This window comes from Gordonia sp. NPDC003424 (assembly GCF_053588655.1).
In genome coordinates this window covers 313,569-335,361 of the sequence record NZ_JBSFQJ010000001.1, presented here as the reverse complement: position 1 = coordinate 335,361, position 21,793 = coordinate 313,569, and the positions used below count along the sequence as shown (strand labels likewise).

The 21,793-nt window shown below is 67.2% G+C and carries 21 protein-coding genes; 11 read left to right on the top strand and 10 right to left on the bottom strand.

What is annotated here, in order from left to right:
• Positions 1 to 40 precede the first annotated feature (40 nt).
• Complete coding sequence (locus ACWDTI_RS01525; RefSeq protein ID WP_449736264.1) at positions 41 to 817, top strand: SDR family NAD(P)-dependent oxidoreductase; 777 nt, start codon at positions 41 to 43, stop codon at positions 815 to 817.
• A 126-nt stretch (positions 818 to 943) separates the two neighbouring features.
• Here ACWDTI_RS01525 and ACWDTI_RS01520 read toward each other — a convergent pair whose 3' ends face one another.
• The 3 genes from ACWDTI_RS01520 to ACWDTI_RS01510 all read right to left on the bottom strand — a co-directional run bounded on the left by ACWDTI_RS01520 (position 944) and on the right by ACWDTI_RS01510 (position 4,321).
• Positions 944 to 1,402 carry an SRPBCC family protein gene (locus ACWDTI_RS01520; RefSeq protein ID WP_449736263.1) on the bottom strand — a complete coding sequence of 153 codons (459 nt, stop codon included), beginning with the start codon at positions 1,400 to 1,402 and terminating at the stop codon, positions 944 to 946.
• 128 nt (positions 1,403 to 1,530) lie between these two features.
• Positions 1,531 to 3,366, bottom strand: a complete 1,836-nt coding sequence (locus ACWDTI_RS01515) for an acyl-CoA dehydrogenase (protein ID WP_449736262.1) — start codon at positions 3,364 to 3,366, stop codon at positions 1,531 to 1,533.
• A 184-nt stretch (positions 3,367 to 3,550) separates the two neighbouring features.
• Positions 3,551 to 4,321, bottom strand: a complete 771-nt coding sequence (locus ACWDTI_RS01510) for a deoxyribonuclease IV (protein WP_449736261.1) — start codon at positions 4,319 to 4,321, stop codon at positions 3,551 to 3,553.
• 171 nt (positions 4,322 to 4,492) lie between these two features.
• Here ACWDTI_RS01510 and ACWDTI_RS01505 point away from each other — a divergent pair, with 171 nt between their 5' ends.
• The 3 genes from ACWDTI_RS01505 to ACWDTI_RS01495 all read left to right on the top strand — a co-directional run bounded on the left by ACWDTI_RS01505 (position 4,493) and on the right by ACWDTI_RS01495 (position 6,773).
• Positions 4,493 to 5,653: a phosphatase PAP2 family protein gene (locus tag ACWDTI_RS01505; RefSeq protein ID WP_449736260.1), complete on the top strand. Its 1,161-nt coding sequence runs from the start codon at positions 4,493 to 4,495 to the stop codon at positions 5,651 to 5,653.
• Between the two features lie 50 nt (positions 5,654 to 5,703).
• The gene (locus ACWDTI_RS01500; protein ID WP_449736259.1) at positions 5,704 to 6,066 is read left to right on the top strand and encodes a hypothetical protein; all 363 of its coding nucleotides are present in this window, start codon (positions 5,704 to 5,706) and stop codon (positions 6,064 to 6,066) included.
• 89 nt (positions 6,067 to 6,155) lie between these two features.
• On the top strand, positions 6,156 to 6,773 hold the full coding sequence (locus ACWDTI_RS01495) for a DUF305 domain-containing protein (RefSeq protein WP_449736258.1): 618 nt from the start codon (positions 6,156 to 6,158) through the stop codon (positions 6,771 to 6,773).
• 3 nt (positions 6,774 to 6,776) lie between these two features.
• Here the strand turns inward: ACWDTI_RS01495 and ACWDTI_RS01490 are convergent, their stop codons facing one another.
• On the bottom strand, positions 6,777 to 7,853 hold the full coding sequence (locus tag ACWDTI_RS01490) for a DUF4185 domain-containing protein (protein ID WP_449736257.1): 1,077 nt from the start codon (positions 7,851 to 7,853) through the stop codon (positions 6,777 to 6,779).
• A 52-nt stretch (positions 7,854 to 7,905) separates the two neighbouring features.
• Entirely contained in the window at positions 7,906 to 8,745 is an 840-nt protein-coding gene (locus ACWDTI_RS01485) for an acyl-CoA thioesterase domain-containing protein (protein WP_449736256.1), read from the bottom strand.
• A gap of 65 nt (positions 8,746 to 8,810) precedes the next feature.
• Here ACWDTI_RS01485 and ACWDTI_RS01480 point away from each other — a divergent pair, with 65 nt between their 5' ends.
• On the top strand, positions 8,811 to 9,380 hold the full coding sequence (locus ACWDTI_RS01480; protein WP_449736255.1) for an HdeD family acid-resistance protein: 570 nt from the start codon (positions 8,811 to 8,813) through the stop codon (positions 9,378 to 9,380).
• A gap of 58 nt (positions 9,381 to 9,438) precedes the next feature.
• Here ACWDTI_RS01480 and ACWDTI_RS01475 read toward each other — a convergent pair whose 3' ends face one another.
• Entirely contained in the window at positions 9,439 to 10,020 is a 582-nt protein-coding gene (locus tag ACWDTI_RS01475) for a hypothetical protein (protein WP_449736254.1), read from the bottom strand.
• Between the two features lie 111 nt (positions 10,021 to 10,131).
• The gene (locus ACWDTI_RS01470) at positions 10,132 to 11,235 is read right to left on the bottom strand and encodes a hypothetical protein (RefSeq protein WP_449736253.1); all 1,104 of its coding nucleotides are present in this window, start codon (positions 11,233 to 11,235) and stop codon (positions 10,132 to 10,134) included.
• A 79-nt stretch (positions 11,236 to 11,314) separates the two neighbouring features.
• Between ACWDTI_RS01470 and ACWDTI_RS01465 the strand changes: the two genes are divergently transcribed.
• From ACWDTI_RS01465 to egtD, 3 genes are all read left to right on the top strand, one after another.
• Positions 11,315 to 11,821 (top strand): DUF5709 domain-containing protein, encoded by a 507-nt coding sequence (locus ACWDTI_RS01465; RefSeq protein ID WP_449736252.1) that lies wholly within the window; start codon positions 11,315 to 11,317, stop codon positions 11,819 to 11,821.
• 96 nt (positions 11,822 to 11,917) lie between these two features.
• Positions 11,918 to 13,177 carry an ergothioneine biosynthesis protein EgtB gene (gene egtB, locus ACWDTI_RS01460; RefSeq protein ID WP_449736251.1) on the top strand — a complete coding sequence of 420 codons (1,260 nt, stop codon included), beginning with the start codon at positions 11,918 to 11,920 and terminating at the stop codon, positions 13,175 to 13,177.
• Entirely contained in the window at positions 13,174 to 14,130 is a 957-nt protein-coding gene (gene egtD, locus ACWDTI_RS01455; RefSeq protein WP_449736250.1) for an L-histidine N(alpha)-methyltransferase, read from the top strand. The genes egtB and egtD overlap by 4 nt, the downstream gene beginning before the upstream one ends.
• 28 nt (positions 14,131 to 14,158) lie before the next feature.
• On the opposite strand, the gene ACWDTI_RS01450 is transcribed toward egtD, so the two are convergent.
• A complete protein-coding gene (locus tag ACWDTI_RS01450; protein ID WP_449736249.1) occupies positions 14,159 to 17,176 on the bottom strand; it encodes an ATP-binding protein in 3,018 nt (1,005 codons plus the stop codon).
• Between the two features lie 103 nt (positions 17,177 to 17,279).
• On the opposite strand from ACWDTI_RS01450, the gene ACWDTI_RS01445 reads away from it, so the two are divergent.
• On the top strand, positions 17,280 to 18,374 hold the full coding sequence (locus ACWDTI_RS01445) for a class I SAM-dependent methyltransferase (protein WP_449736248.1): 1,095 nt from the start codon (positions 17,280 to 17,282) through the stop codon (positions 18,372 to 18,374).
• A gap of 12 nt (positions 18,375 to 18,386) precedes the next feature.
• Here the strand turns inward: ACWDTI_RS01445 and ACWDTI_RS01440 are convergent, their stop codons facing one another.
• The gene (locus tag ACWDTI_RS01440) at positions 18,387 to 19,415 is read right to left on the bottom strand and encodes an LLM class flavin-dependent oxidoreductase (RefSeq protein WP_449736495.1); all 1,029 of its coding nucleotides are present in this window, start codon (positions 19,413 to 19,415) and stop codon (positions 18,387 to 18,389) included.
• Between the two features lie 108 nt (positions 19,416 to 19,523).
• On the opposite strand from ACWDTI_RS01440, the gene ACWDTI_RS01435 reads away from it, so the two are divergent.
• Positions 19,524 to 19,901: an SHOCT domain-containing protein gene (locus ACWDTI_RS01435; protein WP_449736247.1), complete on the top strand. Its 378-nt coding sequence runs from the start codon at positions 19,524 to 19,526 to the stop codon at positions 19,899 to 19,901.
• Between the two features lie 6 nt (positions 19,902 to 19,907).
• Here the strand turns inward: ACWDTI_RS01435 and ACWDTI_RS01430 are convergent, their stop codons facing one another.
• The gene (locus ACWDTI_RS01430; RefSeq protein WP_449736246.1) at positions 19,908 to 20,687 is read right to left on the bottom strand and encodes an HAD-IIA family hydrolase; all 780 of its coding nucleotides are present in this window, start codon (positions 20,685 to 20,687) and stop codon (positions 19,908 to 19,910) included.
• 120 nt (positions 20,688 to 20,807) lie between these two features.
• Here ACWDTI_RS01430 and ACWDTI_RS01425 point away from each other — a divergent pair, with 120 nt between their 5' ends.
• Positions 20,808 to 21,791, top strand: a complete 984-nt coding sequence (locus tag ACWDTI_RS01425; RefSeq protein WP_449736245.1) for an ABC transporter permease — start codon at positions 20,808 to 20,810, stop codon at positions 21,789 to 21,791.
• Positions 21,792 to 21,793 lie beyond the last annotated feature (2 nt).

Genomic DNA, 21,793 nt, shown 5'->3' with positions numbered 1-21,793 from the left:
CTCTGGACCGAGCGATAGAACGCTCGATAGGCTCGCGGTCGTGGATATCAATGGAGCAAGTGCAATCGTCACGGGCGGCGCGTCGGGAATCGGTGCGGCCGCGGTACGCCAGCTGGCGGCCAAGGGTGCCAAGGTCGTCGTCGCCGACCTGCAGGCCGACAAGGGTGAGGAGCTGGCCTCCGAGGTCGGCGGCATCTTCGTCCCCGTCGACGTCACCGACACCGCGCAGATCGAGGCGGCCGTCAACGCGGCCACCGAACTCGGCCCGTTGCGGGCACTGGTCAACTCGGCCGGCATCGGCTGGGCCCAGCGCACCATCGGCAGGGACGGCGAGTTCGGCTCGGCCCACAACCTGGATGCCTACAAGAAGGTGATCGCGATCAACCTGGTCGGCACCTTCGACTGCATCCGCCTGGCCGCCACCGCGATGAGCCGCAACGAACCGCTCGTGTCCGGCGAACGTGGCGCCATCGTCAACATGGCCAGCGTCGCCGCCTTCGACGGCCAGATCGGCCAGGCGTCGTACTCGTCGTCCAAGGGCGGCGTCGTCGGCATGACCCTGCCGGTGGCCCGTGACCTCGCCGCCGTCGGCGTGCGGGTCAACACCATCGCCCCGGGCCTCATCGACACCCCGATCTACGGCGAGGGCGAGGCCGCCGAGGCCTTCAAGGCGAAGCTCGGCGAGTCCGTGCTCTTCCCGCACCGCCTGGGCCAGCCGTCGGAACTCGCGTCGATGGTCGTCGAGCTCATCACCAACTCGTACATGAACGCCGAGGTCGTCCGCGTCGACGGCGGCATCCGGATGCCACCGAAGTAGGTTCGCGGACCTCGTCGTCGGGACCGGACCGTTCTTCCCCTGGCTTTGCAAGGACCCTCCGCCAGCTCGCGGAGAGTCCTTGCAAAGCCAGGGGAAGAACTACGTGTGGAGCAAGGGGAACCCGCGCTACGGGCCGCGGCCACTCAGGTAGCGGATGAATCCGCGCCGCCCCGACCACATCATGTACCGGTGGTTGAGATGCAGGACGGGTCGCAGGGTGCCGAGCAACCACGGTGGAATGGCCCGCTTCTCGAGACTGACCTCCTGGCTGAACTCGGCGATCGCGGCACCACCGTCAGCGCTGATGCGCCATTGACTCCACCCGACCAGATCGCCTGCCACCGACGCGCGCAGCATGCCCGCCGCCGGGTCGTGCAGCTGCTGGGTGACCGTCACATGCAGCGACATCGGGACCACCGAGCGCAGACGCGCGGTGCCGGACCGGTCGTCCACCCGCACCGCGTCGCGGATCTGCGGCCACCACCGGGGGTAGCCGTCGGCGTCGGCGAGGGCGGTGAACACCCGGCCGCTCGGAAACGGCAGACGCCAACGGCTCGTCATCCGAAAGAGCCGGGCGTCCGCCATGGGACCAGTGTCCACCCGCCCGCAAACAGTTCATCCCCCGGTTTTGCAAAGACTCTCCGCGAACTCGTAGCTCGCGGAGAATCTTCGCACCACCGGGGGAAGAACGGGTCGGCTGAGTGCAGCAGCGGTCAGAACACCGCTTCGTCGACCTCCATGACCTCGATGTCGAGGTTCTCGACGGTGCCGCGGACGGCGGTCAGCGGCGGCAGCATGTTCTTCGCGAAGAAGCTCGCGACCGCGACCTTGCCCTCGTAGAACGACTTGTCGTCGCCGGTGGCGCCGGCATCGAGGGCGGCGAGCGCCACCTCGGCCTGACGCAGCAGCAGCCAGCCGATGAGCAGGTCGCCGACCGACATCAGGAAACGCACCGAGCCGAGGCCCACCTTGTACAGTTCCTTCGGATCCTCCTGCGCATTCATCAGATACGTCGTGAGCGCGGCGGTCATCGCCTGGACGTCCTCGAACGCGGTCTTGAGCAGCGCGCGCTCGGCCTTCAGCCGGCCGTTGCCGCCCTCACTCTCGAGGAACTTCTGGATCTGACCGGCGACGTGGCCGAACGCCTGGCCCTTGTCGCGAATGATCTTGCGGAAGAAGAAGTCCTGCGCCTGGATGGCCGTGGTGCCCTCGTAGAGCGAGTCGATCTTGGAGTCGCGGATGTACTGCTCGAGCGGGTAGTCCTGCAGGAAGCCGGAGCCGCCGAGCGTCTGCAGCGACTCGTGGCTGAGCACACTGTAGGCGCGCTCGGAGCCCACGCCCTTTACGATCGGCAGCAGGAGGTCGTTGACCTTGTGCGCCAGGGCCGCATCGGCACCCGAGACAATCTGTGCCGCAACGGCATCCTGATGAGACGCGGTGTAGAGGTACACGGCGCGCAGGCCCTCGGCGTAGGCCTTCTGGGTCATCAGCGAACGACGCACATCGGGGTGATGCGTGATGGCGACACGCGGAGCGGCCTTGTCGGTCATCTGCACCATGTCGGCGCCCTGCACGCGCTCCTTGGCGTAGTCGAGCGCGTTGAGATAACCGGTGGACAGGGTCGAAATGGCCTTGGTACCCACCATCATCCGGGCGTGCTCGATGACGTCGAACATCTGCGCGATGCCGTTGTGCACCTCGCCGACGAGCCAGCCGACGGCCGGGGTGCCGTGCTGACCGAACGTCAGCTCACAGGTGGCCGACGCCTTGATGCCCATCTTGTGCTCGACGTTGGTCACGAAAACGCCGTTGCGCTCACCCAATTCGCCGGTTTCGTGATCGAAGTGGAACTTCGGGACGAAGAACAGCGACAGACCCTTGGTGCCCGGCATTGCGCCCTCGGGCCGTGCGAGCACGAGGTGGAAGATGTTCTCGGTCATGTCCTGGTCGGCGGAGGTGATGAAGCGCTTCACGCCGTCGATGTGCCAGGTGCCGTCCTCCTGCTTGACGGCCTTGGTGCGGGCGGCGCCCACGTCGGAGCCGGCGTCCGGCTCGGTGAGCACCATGGTTGCGCCCCAGCCCCGCTCGGAGCAGATGGCCGCCCACTTCTTCTGCTCGTTGGTGCCGTTGTCGAAGAAGATGTTGGCGAAGCCCGAGCCGGCGCCATACATGAAGACCGGCGGGTTCGCGCCCAGGATCATCTCGCCGATGGCCCAGTAGAGCGAGCGCGGTGCGGGCAGGCCGCCGAGCTCCTCGGCGACGCCGATCTTGTCCCAACCGCCTTCGACCAGCGCGTTGTAGGACTTCGCGAAACCCTCCGGAACGGTCACGCTGTGCTCGTCGGGGTCGAACACCGGCGGGTTGCGATCGGCGTCGGCGAACGATGCGGCGATGGGGCCTTCGGCCAGTGTCCTGACCTCGCGCAACATGTCGACGGCGGTCTCGTGGTCGAGGTCACCGAACTCGTCGCTTTCGAGCACCTTGTCGAGGTCGTACATCTCGAACAGGTTGAAGTGCAGGTCGCGCAGGTTGCTCTTGTAGTGGCCCATGCTGAGTTCCTCTCCCGACGGGGCTTTTCGGCTAGTGAGATGGCGAGTAAGTTACTCGCGAGTAACTACAGAATACTCTGAAACCTCGGGTGTCAACAACCCTTGTCGAATGTGACGCGCGCTAACTATTGCAAGCGGAGTGTTCGCGGTGATGACATACCGGTAAACGGCAGGTCACGGCGCGTCAGAGAGCGGAACGCAGGTACTCCAGATCGGCCGGAATGCCCTCGGCCGGGGTCTCCAGGATGACCGGAGCGCCGGCCGCTGCGGCCACCGCAACCAGCACATCGGCGTCGATGTGACCATCCGCGAGATTGGCGTGGCGGTCGCGGCCCGAATCGAACTCGTCGCGGGAGTTGTTCAGATGGACGAGGTCGATGCGGCCGGTGATCTCGCGGACCCGTTCGACGAGCCCGACCAGCTCCTCCCCGCCGGCCCAGGCGTGGCAGGTGTCGAGACAGAAGCCCGCCTGCTCGAAGTCGCCGACCGACGCCCACAGCCGATCGATCGACTCCAGGGTCCTGGCCATCGCATGGTCACCGCCGGCGGTGTTCTCGATGAGGATCGGGACGCCGAAGCCGCCCTTGTCGACCTGCCGGTCGAAAAGCTTGCGCCAGTTGGCCAATCCCTCCCCGGCATCCTCGCCGTCGCGGAGGTGCCCGCCGTGGACGACGAGACCGAAGGCGCCGAGCTCGGCTGCCGCGGCGGCCTGCTGTTCGACGGCCTTGCGCGACGGCATGCGCAACCGGTTGTTCAGGCTCGCGACGTTGATCTGGTAACTCGAGTGCACGACGACGTCGATCGGTGACTCACGGATCGCCGTGGCGTCGGCCCGGGTCTCGGGCTTCTTCCAGCTCTGCGGGTCGGTGACGAACATCTGGAAGACGTCGATGCCGAGATCGGCGGCGGTGGCCAGCGGGTTCGCGTCCTCACGCAGATGAGCTCCGATGCGCATGGCCCCCACCATAGTTGTGTGACCTGTATCACTGAATACCGGTCGATCTCCGTGATTGTTCCGGCCGCGCCGTCGGTAAACGCGCGGCCAACACCAATCGATCACTAGGGTGACGAAAGATGACAAATCAGCGGCGGGTGCCCCGGTGGGGCGTGGGTACTGCGAGGTTCCGTGAGCATTGACGAGGCGGTGGGCAAACCGACACCCGACGACCCTCCGTCGGTCGAACCGTTCCTCGATGACATCGGCGCCGCCGCGGAAATCGAGTCGGAGCCCGCGCAACGTCGTGACCTGACGGTCGTCCGGCGGATCGCCATCGGCACATGGGTGGCGTTCATGGCGTACGAGATCACCTCGGACGGCCTCGCCTTCGACCGCACCCGACTGCTGCTCCTGCTGTGTCTCGGTCTGCTCGCGGCGAGCATCGGCCGACGACGTGCGATCACCGTGTTCATCGACTGGTTGCCGTTCGCGCTGATCCTGCTGCTCTACGACTGGACCCGTAACGTCGCGGTCTGGCTCGGGATGCCGACGCAATGGCACCTCGCGCCGGACGTCGACCACGCGATGTTCGGGGTCAATCCGACGGTGTGGCTGCAGGGTCACCTCAAGATGGCGAACCCGCCCTGGTGGGAGATCATCACCAGCGTCGTCTACATGTCGTACTTCATCGTTCCGTATGCCGCGGCCGCCGTCCTGTGGCTGCGGGACCGGGCGGCCTGGCGCCGATACGCCGCGTGCTTCGTCGCGACGACGTTCATCGCCCTCGTCGGTTACAGCCTGGTGCCGGCCGCGCCACCCTGGGCGGCCGCCAGGTGCACGGCCGTCGAGGTCGCCGATCATCCGCATGATCCGCTGTGCATGTACTCGAGCACCCCGGGGTCGAACGGTGGTCTGCTGGGGCCGGTCACCTCCACACACCCGGGGGCCGAGCCGTACGTCGAGCGGATCTCGGCACGCGGCTGGGAGTACCTCAACATCCACGCGGCGTCCGACCTCGTGCAGATCGGGCAGGGCAAGGCGAATCTCGTCGCCGCGGTTCCGTCGCTGCACGCCGGCCTCACCATGCTGCTCGCCCTGTTCATGTGGCCGCGCGTGCGGGCGCTGGGGAAGGCGTTGTTTATGGGATACGCCTTCGCGATGGCCTTCACGCTCGTCTACACCGGCGAGCACTACGTCTTCGACGTCCTGCTCGGATGGGGGCTGGCGGCGATCGTGATCGTCGTCGCTCGCTGGATCGATCGGCGGTGGCTGATCCCTCGGCGTCGTCGTCGAGAAGCCGCCGCCGGGGTCGCCCAGGCGGCACCGACGGCCGTGGGTCGCGTCGACTGAACATGTTCCGACCGCCCCGCCGACGACCGACGGCGCCCACAAGTGTCTCCGTGGCACGCATCGTGCTCGTCCTGGCGATCTTGGCGATGCACTCCCTGGTTGCGCATTGCGGACCGAATCACGAAGCCGCAGTGGCGCATTCGACATCCTCGCCGATCCTGGCCGCGGCGCACGAGTCGAGCGGGCAGACGCATCTGTCGGCCACCCCGGATTGCGACGAACCCGGGCACGGATGCGTGTTCATCCGTGCCGGCGATCCGGTCCTTCCCTTCCTCGTGCTCCTTCTGTTCTGGTGGGGATTCCCCGACATCGGTGCTCTGCGTAGCCGTTTCCTGGGATGGGTGGTGCGACTCGGCCGGCCGCCGCCCTGGGCCATCCCGACCATCACACAGCTGCAGGTGATCCGCTGCTGAGGAGTCGACACGCGGGTATGACCCGCACCGACCACCTCGGCGGTGCAGTCGTTGCTGCACCGAATCACCTTCCACAGCAAGGAATTCTCATGCGTATCACCCATTCCACGAATGCTCTGCTGGCCTTGGCCGCGTCCGCGACCCTGCTGAGCGCCTGTTCCTCGGCCGACTCGCCGGCGGTGTCGTCGAGCCCCACTGCCGCCGCATCGATGCCTTCGGCATCGACCGCCGCGCACAATCAGGCCGACACGATGTTCCTGACGATGATGATCCCGCACCACCGACAGGCCATCGAGATGGCCGACATGGTCCCCGCACGCACCGACAACGCCGCCGTGCGGGATCTGGCCACCCGGATCAAGGCCGCCCAGCAACCCGAAATCGATCAGATGACAGCACAATTGCAGGCCTGGGGCGTCACGATGCCGGGGATGGCCGACGGTCACGGGATGTCGGGGCACGGGATGGGCGGTGCGATGGCGGGCATGATGTCCGACGACGAGATGACCGCGATTCGCAACGCACGGGGCGCGACCTTCGATCGTCTGTGGCTCGAGGGCATGATCCGCCACCACGAGGGGGCGGTCGACATGGCCGAGACCGAACTCGCCCAGGGTCGCGACAACGCGACCAGGGACCTGGCCACGCGGATCCGCGACGCCCAGCAGGCGGAGATCGCCGAGATGCAGAAACTGCTCGGGCAGTAGGGTTTACGGCTTCTGCAGCGTCAGGTGCATGAGGTACACCTGGTACCCCCACGAGATCGAGTAGGTGAAGTACAGGTCGCGACCGGTGGACCAGGGGTGGATGAACGGTGCGTAGCCGGTGTACGGGTTGTCCGCCGGAACCACCACCTCGCCGGGAGTCCAAGGGCCCCAAGGGTTGTCGGCGGTGCGGAGGATCGCGCCGCCGCCGCGGGAGGCCAGTGAGATGTACTTGCCGAGGTAGGCGTTCCAGCTGACCGACAGTTCGCCGATCGGCCCGGCCATCACGGGGGTCGCCGAGTCGGGGTTGTTGCGGACCCAGTTGCCCCACGAGAAGTACTCGTACCGGTTGAGGTTCTCGATGTCGCGGGCGTTGACGCGGGCGATGTACGCATTGCCCCAGCGACCGTCGGGGGTGCCGTAGGTGTAGATCGTGTCGCCGACCCTCATCAGGGCGTTCATCTGGAACTTGTGATTGCCGCCACCGTTGGGCCGGAAGGCGTTGACCGCGTGCCAGTTGTTGCCGTTGTCCGTCGACGCCACGAGACCGGACCAGTTGGTGTACCAGATGCCCGGATCGCCCCACTGGCGAATCGACATCACGTTCATGTACTGCTTGCCGTTGGCGGCGACGCCGGCCGTCGGCAGCACCGTGACCTCCTTGCGGAGATCCGGCTTGAGCAGTCGCTTGGCGAAGCCGGGTGGTCCGGCATGCCCGGTGAAGGTCATGCCGTCGGCGAGGTAATGGTCGGTGCTGCGCAGGAGGACATTCGAGCGCCAGTAGAACAGGTCGCCGTAGAGCAGCGACCACCCGTTGATCTGTTGCGTGTCACCGAACGCGGTCAGGATCTGGCCGTGCCCGTTGTCCCACATGATGCCGAGGTCGGTGCCGAACATGCCGTAGCGGCCGACCGTGTCGTTGATGGCTCCGGGTCCGGTCAGGCGCGCGACCAGGTTTGCCGGTCCGGCGGCGACGGGCGCGGCAACGGCCTGAGGTGCCGATGTCAGGCCGAGGACCAGGGTGATCGCGACCGAGCACACCGCGACACCGGCGGCCTTCCAACCTCGTGTGAAACGACGCATGCGCGAGACCTTATCAAGACCTGAGAGTTACCGGCGGACCTCTCGGGGCGTCTCAGGCCTCGCTGTAGCGGCCGGTTGTGTCGACACTGGTGAAGTCGATCTCTGCGGCGGCGTTGTTCACCCCCGTCACCGTGCCGACCCCGAAGACGCCGTGCATGTCGTACAGACGAGCCGCGCTGGTCGAGATGCCGTCGGATTCGGTGTGGGTGGCGGCTTCCACACCGATCCGCGGCCCGACCGGTAACCGGGAGAGGCCGACGGTCAGATCGCAGTTGATGAAGCCGATGCCGGTCGTCCCCCAGTTGCAGACGAGGCTCGTCGATTCGCCGCTGATCACCGCGCGCTCGAACGGTGAGGGCTGCTCCCCGGCAACCGTCGCAACCGCGCGGGTCCAGAGTCGCTTGCGTCGCCCGTGCTGATGGGCGCCCATGGACTGGTCCCAGTGCGGCCGGCCGTCCGGTGCATCGGATCCGAACCACGGAAAGGGGTCGTCGGGTGCGGCGGTCGGCGGACTGGAGTAGTCGTCGACGGGTGTCCAGCGCTCGCCGGGCGGATTGACCGTCTCCTTCACGAACACCGCCGTGCTGCGGGCGACGACGGTGTCGACGCCGTCGAGAACCTGGACGACGTCCACCTCGGCGACGGTGATCCGGCCGCCGGAGCGGATCAGTCGCCCGCGGGTGCACGTCGGGACCTCGCGAGCCGCCTTGAACAGATCGATCGTGAACCGCGCCGCCCGGAAACCGCGGGGCGCGAACTCGAGTTCGGCGGCGCGTGCCGCGATCGCACAGACCGGTGGTCCGCTGAGCGTCTTGGGCGCCCAGAGACTCCGCGCGAACCGGGTCGGCAGAAACGCTTCGGATTCGCGTTCGAAAAAGGCGATGGGCGACACGAATTTCCCTTCTGTTCGGTTCGTCAATGCGTGGTGAAACCCTCGGCGCGTACTAATCTCACTGCATGACATTTGGAGATTACGCACGGCAGATGCCGAACGAAGTCATCGGTGCGGTTCGGTCGATGATGATCGCGACGGCGGTAACCGGAATCGTGCTGGGCGTCGTTGCACTCGTCTGGCCCGAGGCAACGATGTTGGTCATCGCGATCCTGTTCGGCATCTCCCTGATCATCGCCGGATTGTTCCGAATCTACGAGGCGTTCGCCGCGAACCTGCTCCCCGGCGGGTGGCGCGTTCTGATCGGTCTGGCCGGGGTGATCGTTCTGGTGGCCGGCATCATCGCGTTGTTCAATCCGTCAAAGTCGCTGGTTCTGCTCGCGGTGTTCATCGGAATCGCCTGGATCTTTCAGGGGATCGGCGATCTCGCGCGCGCCTTCTCGGGATCGGCCCACGCTCCGCGCTGGCTGCTCATCCTGTCCGGCATCATCGCGATCGTCGCGGGCATCGTCATGATTGCGTTCTCCAGCCTGGCGCTGGCGACGCTCATCTGGGTCGCTGCCATCATGCTGATCATCGTCAGCATCGTCACGCTGTTCACCCTGCCGAAGAAGGTCGACACGACGGTCGTCTGATCGTCGGCACGGCAGGCCCGGCGGTCAGAGCGGCCTGGCGATCAGAATGGCCTGGCGATCAGGCGATCGCCAGGCCGTCGAACGTCACCGATGCGCGCATCGTGTCGGTATCCGGCGACAGTTGATCGACGAGCCGGTTCATCGTGACGAGCACGTCGTGGGCGTGGGCGAGTCGCGCCCCGTCGATCAGCGTGTCCTCATCGGCCGAGAACAGGGCCGCGGGATCGTTGTCGGTGCGATGGGCGAGCGCGGCGCCGAGCAGTCGCCGGGCCTGCTCCCGGTCCTCGTCCCACAACGCGTCGGCGGTGGTCAGGTAGAGGCGCACGGCCGGCGGATAGTCGTGCAGGTGCACCAACGCCCATGCCCAGTGCTTGGCGACGTCCACCGTGTCGGATTGGCCGCGACCGTGCGTCCGGACGTACTTGCCGTGCAACTCGCGGCACAACGGAGTGGAGTCGGCCCACAGCTCCAGGTGGGACATGCAGCGTACGCAGTCGTGGAGGTTGGACAGGTACATGGTGGAGTACGGTCCTTCCCGACGGCCCCGGATCTCGCGCAGCACCGAGAACTCGGCGAGGGCGTGCGAGTACTCGCCGGCATTCAACAGTGCGGTGGCCTCGTCCTGCATCTCCTCGATCATCTTCTGTATTGTCGCGGACCGAACTCGCTGGTGACGCGCATTTGCCCAAACACGTGAGACGGCCGCCATCTCCCTGGGGAGATGACGGCCGACTGGTCGCGCGGGCGAGAATCAGTACTGATTCGGCGGATACGACGGCGGATAGTTCGGCGGCGGTGGAGTCTGCGCGGGGCCGTCCACGGGCGCGATCTGCCCGCCGGTGAACAGCCGGTAGGCATAGGTGCTCGAGAGGATGACCAGCGGCACGGCGACGAGCAGTCCGATGAGGAGCAGGACCGCACCGACGATCATGATCAGTACGTTCACGATGGCCAACGGGAACAGCGTCCCGGCGTTCTTGCTGATCACCGAGAAGCTGGCCTTGATGGCGTCGACGGGGGACAGATCCCGGTCCACGGTGAATGCCAGGGACCAGAAGGCCAGGTAGGCGAAGGCCAGACCCGGCAGGATGCACAGGATCAGGCCGATGTCGGTGCCGATGGCGACGAGCAACGCGGTCAGGATGACCGCGCCGACGTTGGTGAAGCGGAAGAAACTCCCGACCTTGGGTTTGGTACCGCCCACCTCGTCGAGCGCTCCCCGGAACATCGCGCCGTGGAAGAAATAGCCCACGATCGCGGCGAGCAGGCTGAAGATCCATCGGATCACGAAAGAGTCGTGGCCGGCGTAATTACCCAGCCCGCTGATCACACCGGTGGCCAGTCCGGCGAGCAGCGTGACGACGATCCACGGGAGGGGATTGGCCGAGAACCGCTTCCACGCGTAGCCGAGTGCATCGCCCACCGAGAACTGCGGCGCGGCCACTGCGCCGTAGCCGGGGTCCGGGGCGGGAGCGCCGGCCGCGCCGTAACCGCCGGGCGGAGGCGGATACGACCCGGGAGGAGGCGGGTACGACCCGGAGGACGGTGGCGGCGGGTAGGACCCGGACCCCGGTGGCGGGGGATACGACCCGGATGACGGCGGCGGGTATGACCCGGACGACGGTGGCGGCGGGTAGGACCCGGACCCCGGCGGCGGGGGATACGACCCGGACGACGGCGGCGGGTATGACCCGGACGACGGAGGTGGCGGGTACGACCCGGACGACGGCGGTGGGTACGCGGGCGGCGGCGGGTAGCCGCCGGGCTCGGGGTTCTGGCCCGAAGGTGGGGTGCGGCCGGAATCCTGCCCGGAGTCGTCGGGCTCGGCGTTGTGCGGATCGGACGGATTGGTCATAGCGAGGAGAATACGGACACGAGCGGTCAGGACGACAGACTTCGCCCCGCCGTGTCGCGGGTCTGGCATCGTTGAAAGGGTGAGCGACGATATCGGCAGCATCTCGGAAGGCGCGGGCAACGAGTACAGCCTCGACGCCGACGACCAACTCCAGCCGGGTGACTCCCTCGACGACCGTGGCGTCGACGACGTCCTCGACGAGGGCTACTCGCCCCCCGATTACCGGCCGAGCGGCGCACGCCGCGGGCTGACCGCGCAGGAGCAGCGGGAAGGCGAGACCCTCGACGAGCGTCTCGCCGAGGAAGAGCCCGACCCGTGGAACGCGAACGATCCGCTCGACGACACCGATTCCGATTGGCGTTCACACGCATCCGATCGCGACGAGGACTACGACGACGGTGATCAGGCCGGTAGCGGCCGGGCCGGCCGGCTGGTCGCATACGACAACGGTTCGGACACCGAACCCGAGGCCGACACCTTTGCCTCCGATGCGGGCATCGACGGGGCGGGCGCGTCGGCCGAGGAAGCGGCCGTGCACTACATCGACGAAGACGAGGTCGAAGAGTCCGAGGACTTCGACGCCTGAGATCGCGAAGAGGTCACGTTGACAGCACCGTCGAGCGCGGTGACGATGGAAAGGGTTGCCCGTCCGACCACCAGGTTCGACCAACGGGAGGTACCGATGACCATCACCGAACGACCCACACACACGGCGACATCCGGCGATACGCAACGCTTTCTCGACGTCCGGGCCCTGACCGACCGGCTCACCGCCTCCCTGTCGGCCGAGGACCAGACGCCCCAATCGATGACCGACGCGAGCCCGACGAAATGGCATCGGGCACATGTCACCTGGTTCTTCGAGGAATTCATCCTGCGGACCGACCCCACCTACGTCGTGTACGACGAAACGTTCCGCTATCTGTTCAACAGCTATTACGAGGCGGTGGGGGCACGGCATCCCCGCCCGGAACGCGGGCTGGTCACCCGGCCCGGCATCGCCGATGTCGCCGCCTATCGTGAATACGTCGATGCCTCCATGGTCGACCGTCTCGATCGCGGTGCATTCGACGACGCCGCCCTCTCGCTCGTCGAATTGGGTTGCAATCATGAGCAACAACATCAGGAACTGATCCTGATGGATCTCAAACATCTGTTCTCCACCCATGCGTTCGCCCCGGTCTACGTCGACCGTCGCGCCGACGAGTCCCTCATGCCGGAACCGATGACGTGGCGGTCCGTGTCGGGCGGGATCACCGAGATCGGCGCGAACGGTCCGCGGTCGTTCGCCTACGACAACGAGGGCCCACGACATCGAGTGTTCCTGGAGGACTTCGAGATAGCCGAACGCGCGGTCACGAATGCCGACTGGTTGGAGTTCATCGCCGACGACGGATATCGGCGACCCGAGTTCTGGCTGTCCGACGGATGGGCCTGCATCCACGAAACCGGTTGGGGGGCACCGGCCTACTGGCACTTCGACGACGGCCCCGACGCCCTGCCCACCACGTTCACCCTCTCCGGACGGCGGCCCGTGGTGCCCGACGAACCGGTGATGCACGTGTCGTTCTACGAGGCGGATGCCTACGCGCGGTGGGCCGGAGCCCGGCTGCCCACCGAATTCGAGTGGGAGGCGGCAGCTGTCGGGTCCGGCGCGGCGCGCGGGCAGCTCCTCGACCCCGCCCGCTGCCATCCCGGACGGGCCGGCGCGGCGATGATCGGCGATGTCTGGGAGTGGACCGCGAGCGCGTACCTGCCCTACCCGGGGTTCGTGCCCGCCAACGGAGCCGTCGGTGAGTACAACGGAAAGTTCATGTCCGACCAACATGTACTGCGCGGGGCGAGCGCCGTGACCCCGCCGGGCCATGAGCGCCTCACCTATCGCAATTTCTTTCCCGCACAGAGTCGTTGGGTCTTCTCCGGGCTACGGTTGGCTCGATGACCCTGCGCACCGAGAACCCTCTGCTCGCCGACGCACTCGCGGGACTCTGGCAGACGCCGCCGACGCTGCCCACCAAGTGGCTCTACGATGCGCGTGGCAGCCTGCTGTTCGACGAGATCACCCGGCTGCCCGAGTACTATCCGACCCGTCGGGAAACCGAGATCCTCGCGACCCACAGCGCCGACATCGCGATCGCCACCGATGCGTCCATGATGGTCGAATTCGGTTCCGGAACCTCGACGAAGACGCGGATGCTGTTGTCCGCGTTCGCCGACCGCGCGACCGAGATGTCGAGGCGATTCACCTACGTGCCCGTCGACGTGAGCACCGAGATCCTCGAATCGTCCGCCGCGATCCTGGCGATCGACTACCCGTCGATCGAGGTCATGTCGGTGGTGGCCGACTTCACCGCACCCGATCTCGACCTGCCGCCCGCTCGTGGGCCGCGGATCGCGGTGTTCCTCGGCGGCACCATCGGCAACTTCGACGACGACCAGCGCGCCGTGTTCCTCCGCCGCCTGTCGTCGGCCCTGAGCCCCGGCGACTACTTCCTGCTGGGTGCCGACCTGATCAAGGACACCGGGCGACTCGTCGCCGCCTACAACGACAAGGCCGGCGTCACAGCCGATTTCAACCGCAACATGATCGAGGTCCTGCGGACCGGTCTGGATGCGAACGGGCTGTACGCCGACGACTTCGACCACGTCGCCCGATGGAACCCGGTGGCTCACCGGATCGAGATGTGGCTGCGCGCCCGCCGCCCGATCGACGTGTGGTTCGGTGCGCTGCAGCGTGCCTGGCGGCTCGGCCCCGGCGACGAGGTACTCACCGAGATCAGCACCAAGTTCGATCTGCACACCCTCGGCAAGGAACTCGGCGCCGCCGGATTCGACGTGGTGACCTCCTGGACCGATGACGCCGGCGACTTCTCGCTGACGCTGGGACGGTGCTGATCCAGAAGGATCCGAGGCGAACCGCCGGTCATCGCCGGAACGGTTCGTACACGCAGACGTTGCCCGTGTGCACCGAGGCGCTCAACAGTTCCCCGAGTTCGGCGTCCTGCCGCGTGATCCGTACCAGCGCCGAACGGATCGCCCGGGTCACGTTGAGCCGGTGACGTTCCGCGGCAGATCCGAGCCGGCGGGCCCGCCCGCCGAGGCCGGCCGCACCCGCGAGTTCGTCGATCAGGAAGTCGAGTTCCGTTCGGATCCGCGCGGATCGGGCGATGTCGTTGTCGCGTTCGGCGGACTCCAGCTCGGCTCGCAAATCTTCGACGCGAGAACGGTATTCGGCCTTGGCGCGGTCGTCGAGGACATCTTGCGCGCCGGTTCCGACCTCGGCGCCGGCGAGGTCGACGGCGCTCATCTCGCGTCCCGGGTTGACGACGAGTTGGTGCAGATACTGCAGTCCGAGAGAATCTCTCAGGATCAGTTCGCGATCCCGGTAGCGCATCCGCCACAGCTCGCCGTCACGTGACAGCGACAGCCGCGTGTCGGCGGACGGTGTCCGCATACCCAGTTGCCGGGCAAGGCTTTCGGCGGTCGCGTCGCCGCGCCCGCCGCGCAGGTCGCGAGCCGCGTGCACCGACCACGGTCGCGCCCCGATGTCGTCGTAGGTGGCCCGGGCCACGGTGAGCAACCGATGCGCCGACTCCGTATCCCCGTATGCCGCAGCGGCCAGACCGCGGTAGTGCCCGACGAGGCCCATCCACTGCACACCGCCGCCGACGACGACGGCCTGCCCCTCGTACGGGGCGAGCAACGCCGCGGCCTCGCGCGCCGATTCCGGTTCGTCGAGCGGACCGGCGAGCCAGCAGACCAACGCGAGCAGCCACAACCGATGCGGGTCCGGCGGAATCTCCCGCAGACCGCCGGACGTGGCGTCGCGGAAATGCCCGCGGGCGGAATCCATGGCGGCATCCTGAACGTCGAGCGCGGCGAGGGCGGCATGAAATACCCTGCGCACCGGTGAATCCAGGAAACCCTCGGCGACCTCGCGGAGAAATGTCCGGTCGGCGGCGGGGAGGTCGACATGCCAGCCGAGCGCAAACAGCCCGCCCCATCGAACGGCGTCGATCTCGGGTTCGCGGGCCAGCACGCCGGTCGCATACGCCGCGTCGCCCATCGCCCGCGCATGGTCGAAGTCGCCGGTGGCGGTGTCGACGGTGGCGCGCCGCGACCGCGCGTACAACGCGTGCTGTGACCATCCGGTGCGCGCCGCGATCTCGTCGATCGACCCGATTTCCTGTTGTGCCGCCACGATATTCGCTCCGGCGAGGTGATGGTAGAGCATCCAGAGCCGGGCTTGCATCAGGGTGTGCGGGGTGGTCGCGACCCGGACGAGCCGACGCGCGTCGGCGGTGCGGTCCCCGATGGCCGGGCTGCCCCACAGCGCGTGCAGTCGCGCCGCGAGGACCTCGAAACGGACGGCGTCCGCGCGATCGTCGACGAGTGCGACCGCTTCGGCGGTGTCGCGATCGCGCACGGCCAGATCGTCGCGTGAGGTGGCGAGGACGGCGCGGCGGGCCAACAGCAGAGCACGCTCGACCGGAAAATCCTCGTCGTGGTGGGCCAGCGACTCGTCCATGGCGGCGAGCAGTCGATCGTCCTCGTCGAGAAACGGGACGCTGCGCGCCGCGGCGAGCAGGGCCCGGGCTCGTCGCACCACATCGCCGGAGCGCTGCGCGATGGTGGCCGCGGCCAGCCCGGCCCGCTGTGCCTCGAGGTGATCGCCCGCCTGACCGCCGGCCCGGGCCAGGTCCGTCAGGAGGTCGCAGCGCTGCTGCGGGGTCGAGTGGGAGGCGAGTTCGGCCACCGCGACCGCGTCGCGGTAGTGCGCCGCCGCCGAGGAGAACGCGTACACCTTCTCGGCGCGTCGCGCGGCCGCCGTGACGAGGTCGACCGCCCGGTCCGCGGTACCCGCCGGGGCTCCGCGCACGGCGTGAAACGCGGCCTCGTCGGGCTCGAGCAGATCGTCGGCATCGAGGGCGGCGGCATGCATCGCGGCCCGGCGTCCGGGTGGGATATCGGCGTACACGGTCATCCGGACGACGGCGTGCGTGAACCGGAAGGACGCTATCGACGACGCGATCTCCTGGAACAGGCCGATACGTATGGCGACGTCGATCGCACCGTTGAGGTCGGGTGCGCCACAGAGCCGCCGTAGCAGGGACAGCCGGAATTCCCCGCCGATCACCGCGGCGGCATCGACCACCGCGGGCACCGACGCATGAAGCCGCGCCGCCAGCTGCACCTGCCGGCGAACCGCCTGGCGGATGCCGAACGGGACGGCCGCGTCGATCGAATCGGTCCCGGCGCGCAGCAGACGGATCGTCGTCGCCACGAACAGGGCATTTCCCGCGGTGCGCGACAGGATCGGGGCGGCGTCGTCGGCGTCCATGCCGGCGTCGACGAGCATGTCGCGCACCGCGGTCTCGTCGAGTGGGGGAAGCGATATCTCCAGAGCGTGCGCGAGGACCTCGGGGACGAGGTCGGCGATGGCCGATGCCAGTTGGGCGTCGACGGGCCGAAACGACACCACGACGAGCAGCCGGGATCGTGGCAGGTGCCCGGCGAGGTGTAGCAGCAAGGACACGGTCTCCCGGTCGGCGTTGTGCAGATCCTCGATGATCAGCACGATGTCCTGCCGGGCGGCGACGGTGGTGAACTCCCGGACGGCGTCGTCGAACAGCGCCGACTCGAACGCGTCGACGTCCTCGCGGATGGGGGCCGTGGCCGCGTCGATCGAACCGTCGTCGACCAGCGTCTGCTGGATGTGTCGCCACGGCTGGTATGCCGGGCGCCCGACCTCTTCGATGCAGTGACCGGTCGCGACGATCCCGCCCGCCTCACGCACGGACTCGGCGAAGCCGCCGAGCAGGGTGGTCTTGCCGATTCCGGGTTCGCCGCCCACCATCACCAGACCGCCCGCGCCGTCGAGCGCCGATGCGTGTGCCTCGGCCAGGATGCCCATCTCACGGTCGCGTCCGATGAGAGTCACACCGATCACCTCGGTTCGGTGGGTGAACGGAGGTGTTCACCCGGTTTGAACGCCTCTTGGTCGAGGCCACCTACCGATGGGGCCACTGATGGAGGAGACCGCCATGACTACAAATATAGAAGCCGCTCGCCCGGCGTCCGAGCCGTCGGCCGAAGCGGTCGACGCCTTCACCGGCCGAGTACTCGGTGACACCAGCGCCACCGCGACGTTGGCCCTCACGCTGATCGGGGATCGGCTGGGCTTGTTCCGTTCGCTGGCGATCGATGGTCCCGCGACCAGCGGTGTCCTCGCCGCGCGGACGGGCACTCAGGAGCGCTACGTTCGTGAGTGGCTCGCCGGCCTGCACGCGGCGGGGTACCTCACCTATGACGTGCCGACGACCGAATACACGCTGCCGGCCGCGCACCGGCCGACCTTGGTCGACGAGCCCGGCCCGTCGTTCCTGCCGGGAGTGCAGCAGGAACTCTTCGGCGCGCTCGGCCGTCTGCCCCAGGTGATCGAGGCATTCCGGCACGGGGGTGGGGTCGCGCACGCCGACTTCCCCGACGATCTGCACATCGGGGTGGACCGCTTCTCCTCGATGTGGCACACCCACCTCTTGACCCAGGTCTGGCTGCCCGCCGTTCCGGGTCTCGTCGAGAAGCTCGAACGGGGGTGCCGTGTCGCGGACGTCGGTTGCGGCAGTGGGCGCGCGCTCGTCCGGATCGCCCAGGAGTTCGCCGACACGGTTGCCGTGGGCTACGACAACCACCGGCCGAGCGTGGAACGTGCGCGCGCCCTGGCCGTCGAGAGCGGCGTCGCCGAGCGGGTTCGGTTCACCGAACGTGACGCCGGCCGCGGACTCGACGAATCCTTCGATGTCATCACCACTTTCGACGTCATCCACGATTCGGTCGATCCGCTGGGCATGTTGCGATCCATTCGCGAGGCGTTGCGTCCCGGAGGCGTCTACGTCTGCCTGGACATCAATTGCGCGGAGCGGGTCGAGGACAACGTCGGGCCGATCGCCGCTCTGCTCTACGGGTTCTCGGTCATGTACTGCATGACGACGTCGCTGGCGCACGGCGGTGAGGGTCTCGGGACCCTCGGTCTGACACCGAACACCCTGCGGGACTACGCGACCCGCGCGGGTTTCGCCTCGGTCACCCAGGCCGACCTCGGCGATCCGTTCAACAACCTGTATTTCCTGCAGGCGTGACGGTACCGGGCGTTACCCGTCGAGCAGTTCGCGCACCCGCGGGATCACTTGTGTCCCATAGAGTTCCACGCTGCGCATGAGCGCTGCGTGCGGCAGGGTGCCGTGCGAGTACTTCATGTCGAACCGGCTCAGTCCCAACGCCTTGGCGGTGTTGGCGATCTTGGTGGCGACGGTCTCCGGGGAGCCGACGTACAGCGCGCCCGACGGGCCGGCGGACCGCTCGAACTCGATGCGGGTCGGTGGCGGCCAGCCGCGTTCACGTCCGATCCGCTCGACGTAGCCGCGGTAGTGCGGCCAGAGTTCCTCGCGCGCTTGCTCATCCGTGTCGGCTACGTGGCCGGGTGAATGCACGCCGACCGGCAGTTCCGTCGGGTGCTCGAGTTGGGTCAGTGCCCGATGATAGAGGTCGACGTACGGCGCGAACCGCAGCGGATCGCCGCCGATGATCGCGAGCATCAACGGGAGCCGGTAGGTGGCGGCCCGGATCACCGATTCCGGGCTGCCGCCCACGGCGACCCACGTCGGCAGCGGCGGATGGTCGAGTGGCGGGTACACGGTCTGCTCGGACAGCGGAGTGCGTGTCGACCCCGACCAGGTCGCGGGTTCGCCGGTGCGCAACTGCGCGAACAGTGACAGTTTGTCGGCGAACAGTTCCTCGTAGTGGGCCAGGTCGTAGCCGAAGAGCGGAAAGGACTCGGTGAACGAGCCGCGGCCGAGGATGACCTCGGCCCGACCGTTCGAGAGCGCATCGACCGTCGAGAACCGTTCGAACACACGGATGGGGTCGTCGGAGCTGAGTACGGTCACCGCCGTGCCGAGTCGCATGCGGCGGGTACGTGCGGCGATCGCACCGAGGAGCACCTCGGGAGCGGAAATCGCGTAGTCGTCGCGGTGATGTTCGCCGACACCGAGGAAATCCACCCCCACCTGGTCCGCGAGCACCGCCTGTTCGAGAACGTTGCGGATGGTCTGCGCCGGGGTGACGGGGCCTCCCGCACCATCGACCGTGACATCGCCGAAGGTGTCGAGACCGAGCTCCATGGATGTGTCTTTCACAACCGTGACGATGCCGCGGGGCAACGCGTGTGGCAAGCTTTGTTCGCGGCAGCGATCAGCGCGGCCATCACTTCATATGCAAGGAGCACTCCCATGTGGGACTCGTTCTGGGACTTCATCTGGTACACGATCGTCATCTTCGCCTTCGTCGCGTATCTGATCGTCCTGTGGCACATCCTCATCGACCTGTTCCGTGACAAGACGTCCGGCTGGATCAAGGCGGTCTGGATCATCTTCCTGATCCTGATCCCGTATCTGACGGCGATTGTGTATCTGCTGGCAAAGGGCCGCGGCATGGCCGAGCGGCAGAACGAGGCGGTCGCCGAGGCCAAGCAGGCCACCGACCAGTACATCCAGTCGGTCGCCGTCAAGAGTCCGGCCGAACAGATCTCCGACGCCAAGGGCCTGCTGGACTCCGGCGCGATCACCCAGCAGGAATTCGACGCCCTGAAGGCCAAGGCGCTGAGCTGATTCGTCTCAGCCGAACGGTTCCTGCGTGCGCCCGACCAGATCGGCGACCGAGTTGATCACGCGGGTCGGGCGGTAGGGAAAGAGTTCGACCGACTCCGGGGTGGAGATGCCGGACAGGACCAGGATGGTCTGCAGCCCGGCCTCCAACCCGGAGATCACGTCGGTGTCCATGCGGTCACCGATCATCAGGGTGTTCTCCGAGTGAGCACCCATCTGCCGCAGCGCCGAACGCATCATCAGCGGATTCGGCTTGCCCACGTAGTACGGGTCGCGCCCGGTGGCGCGACTGATGAGCGCGGCCACCGCGCCGGTCGCCGGCAGGGAACCGCTCGACGACGGTCCGGTGGCGTCCGGGTTGGTCGCGATGAAGCGCGCCCCCCGTTCCACCAGCCGGATCGCGGTGGTGATGGCCTCGAACGAGTAGGTCCGGGTCTCGCCGAGCACCACATAGTCCGGGTCGGCATCGGTGATCACGTAGCCGATCTCGTGCAGTGCGGTGGTCAACCCGGATTCGCCGACGACATAGGCGGTTCCGCCGGGACGTTGCGAATCCAGGAACCGGGCGGTCGCCAGCGCCGACGTCCAGATCGACTCCTCGGGAATGTCCAGCCCCGTCCCCAACAGACGCGCGCGCAGGTCTCGCGCGGTGCGGATCGAGTTGTTGGTCAGCACCGTGAACGGTGTGCCGTTGTCCCGGAGCTCGGCGAGAAATGCATCAGCGCCGGGAATCAACTGCTCCTCGCGCACCAGCACGCCGTCCATGTCCATCAGGTAGTTCCAGGCCATGGGTTGATGATGTCAGGGTCGGGGTTGCTCCGGCGCGTACAACCGGCAAACTTCAGGTGGCGCTGACAGAATGAGGTGGCCCCGACACGCCCCACCCCATCAGCCCAGCAAAGGTCGCGAGTGATCGGTTATCTCTCCAAACGCATCGCGTCGTGGGCAGTGATGGTGTTCTTGGCGACCAACCTCACCTTCTTTCTCGCGTCCTGGTTCCTCGATCCACGCTCCAACTACGCGGACCGCAAGCCCCCGCTGCCGGAGAACGTCGTCGACAACACGCTGACCACCTACAACCTCAATGACAAGACCCCGATCCTGGACCGATGGTGGACGTGGTTGTCGGGCATCCTGTTCCACTGGGATTGGGGTTCCTCGCCGGTCGGGACGAGCGTGAACGCGCAGATCGCCTTCCGGGCCTGGACGTCGGTGCAGTTGCTCACCGCGGCCACCGTGCTCGCCACCGTCCTTGGCATCTCGCTCGGCGTCTTCACCGCGCTTCGGCACTACCGGTTCGCCGACCGCGCATGGCAATTCATCTCCATCGCGATGATCAACGTGCCGGTCGCCGTCGCCGGTCTCACCGTCGTGCTGGCCGCCATCGCGATCAACCAGCGCGTCGGCCACACGGTGTTCTACGTGGCGGGCTCGTCGAGCCTCGACGTGCACGGCTTCTTCCCGGTACTGATCGACCGCGTCAAACACCTGATCCTGCCGACCATCACCCTGGTGGTGGTGCAATACGCGGGCCTGCACATGATGCAGCGTTCCCTGTTGCTCGACACCATCAACGCCGACTACGTCCGGACCGCCCGCGCCAAGGGGTTGACCCGGGCAACCGCGGTACGGCGACATGCGTTGCGCACCGCGATCATCCCGGTGGCGGTCGGCGTCGCGTTCGCGATCCCGGCGGTGTTCACCGGCGCGGTGATCACCGAGACGATCTTCGGGTGGGAGGGGATGGGCCGCTACTTCGTGAACTCCATCAACACCAACGACGTGCACGGTGTGGTGGCGGTGGCCGCGTTCGGTGCGGTGGCCACCGCGGTCGGTGCGATCCTCGCGGATCTGGCCGTGGTGTACCTCGATCCTCGAGTGCGGGTGAACTGATC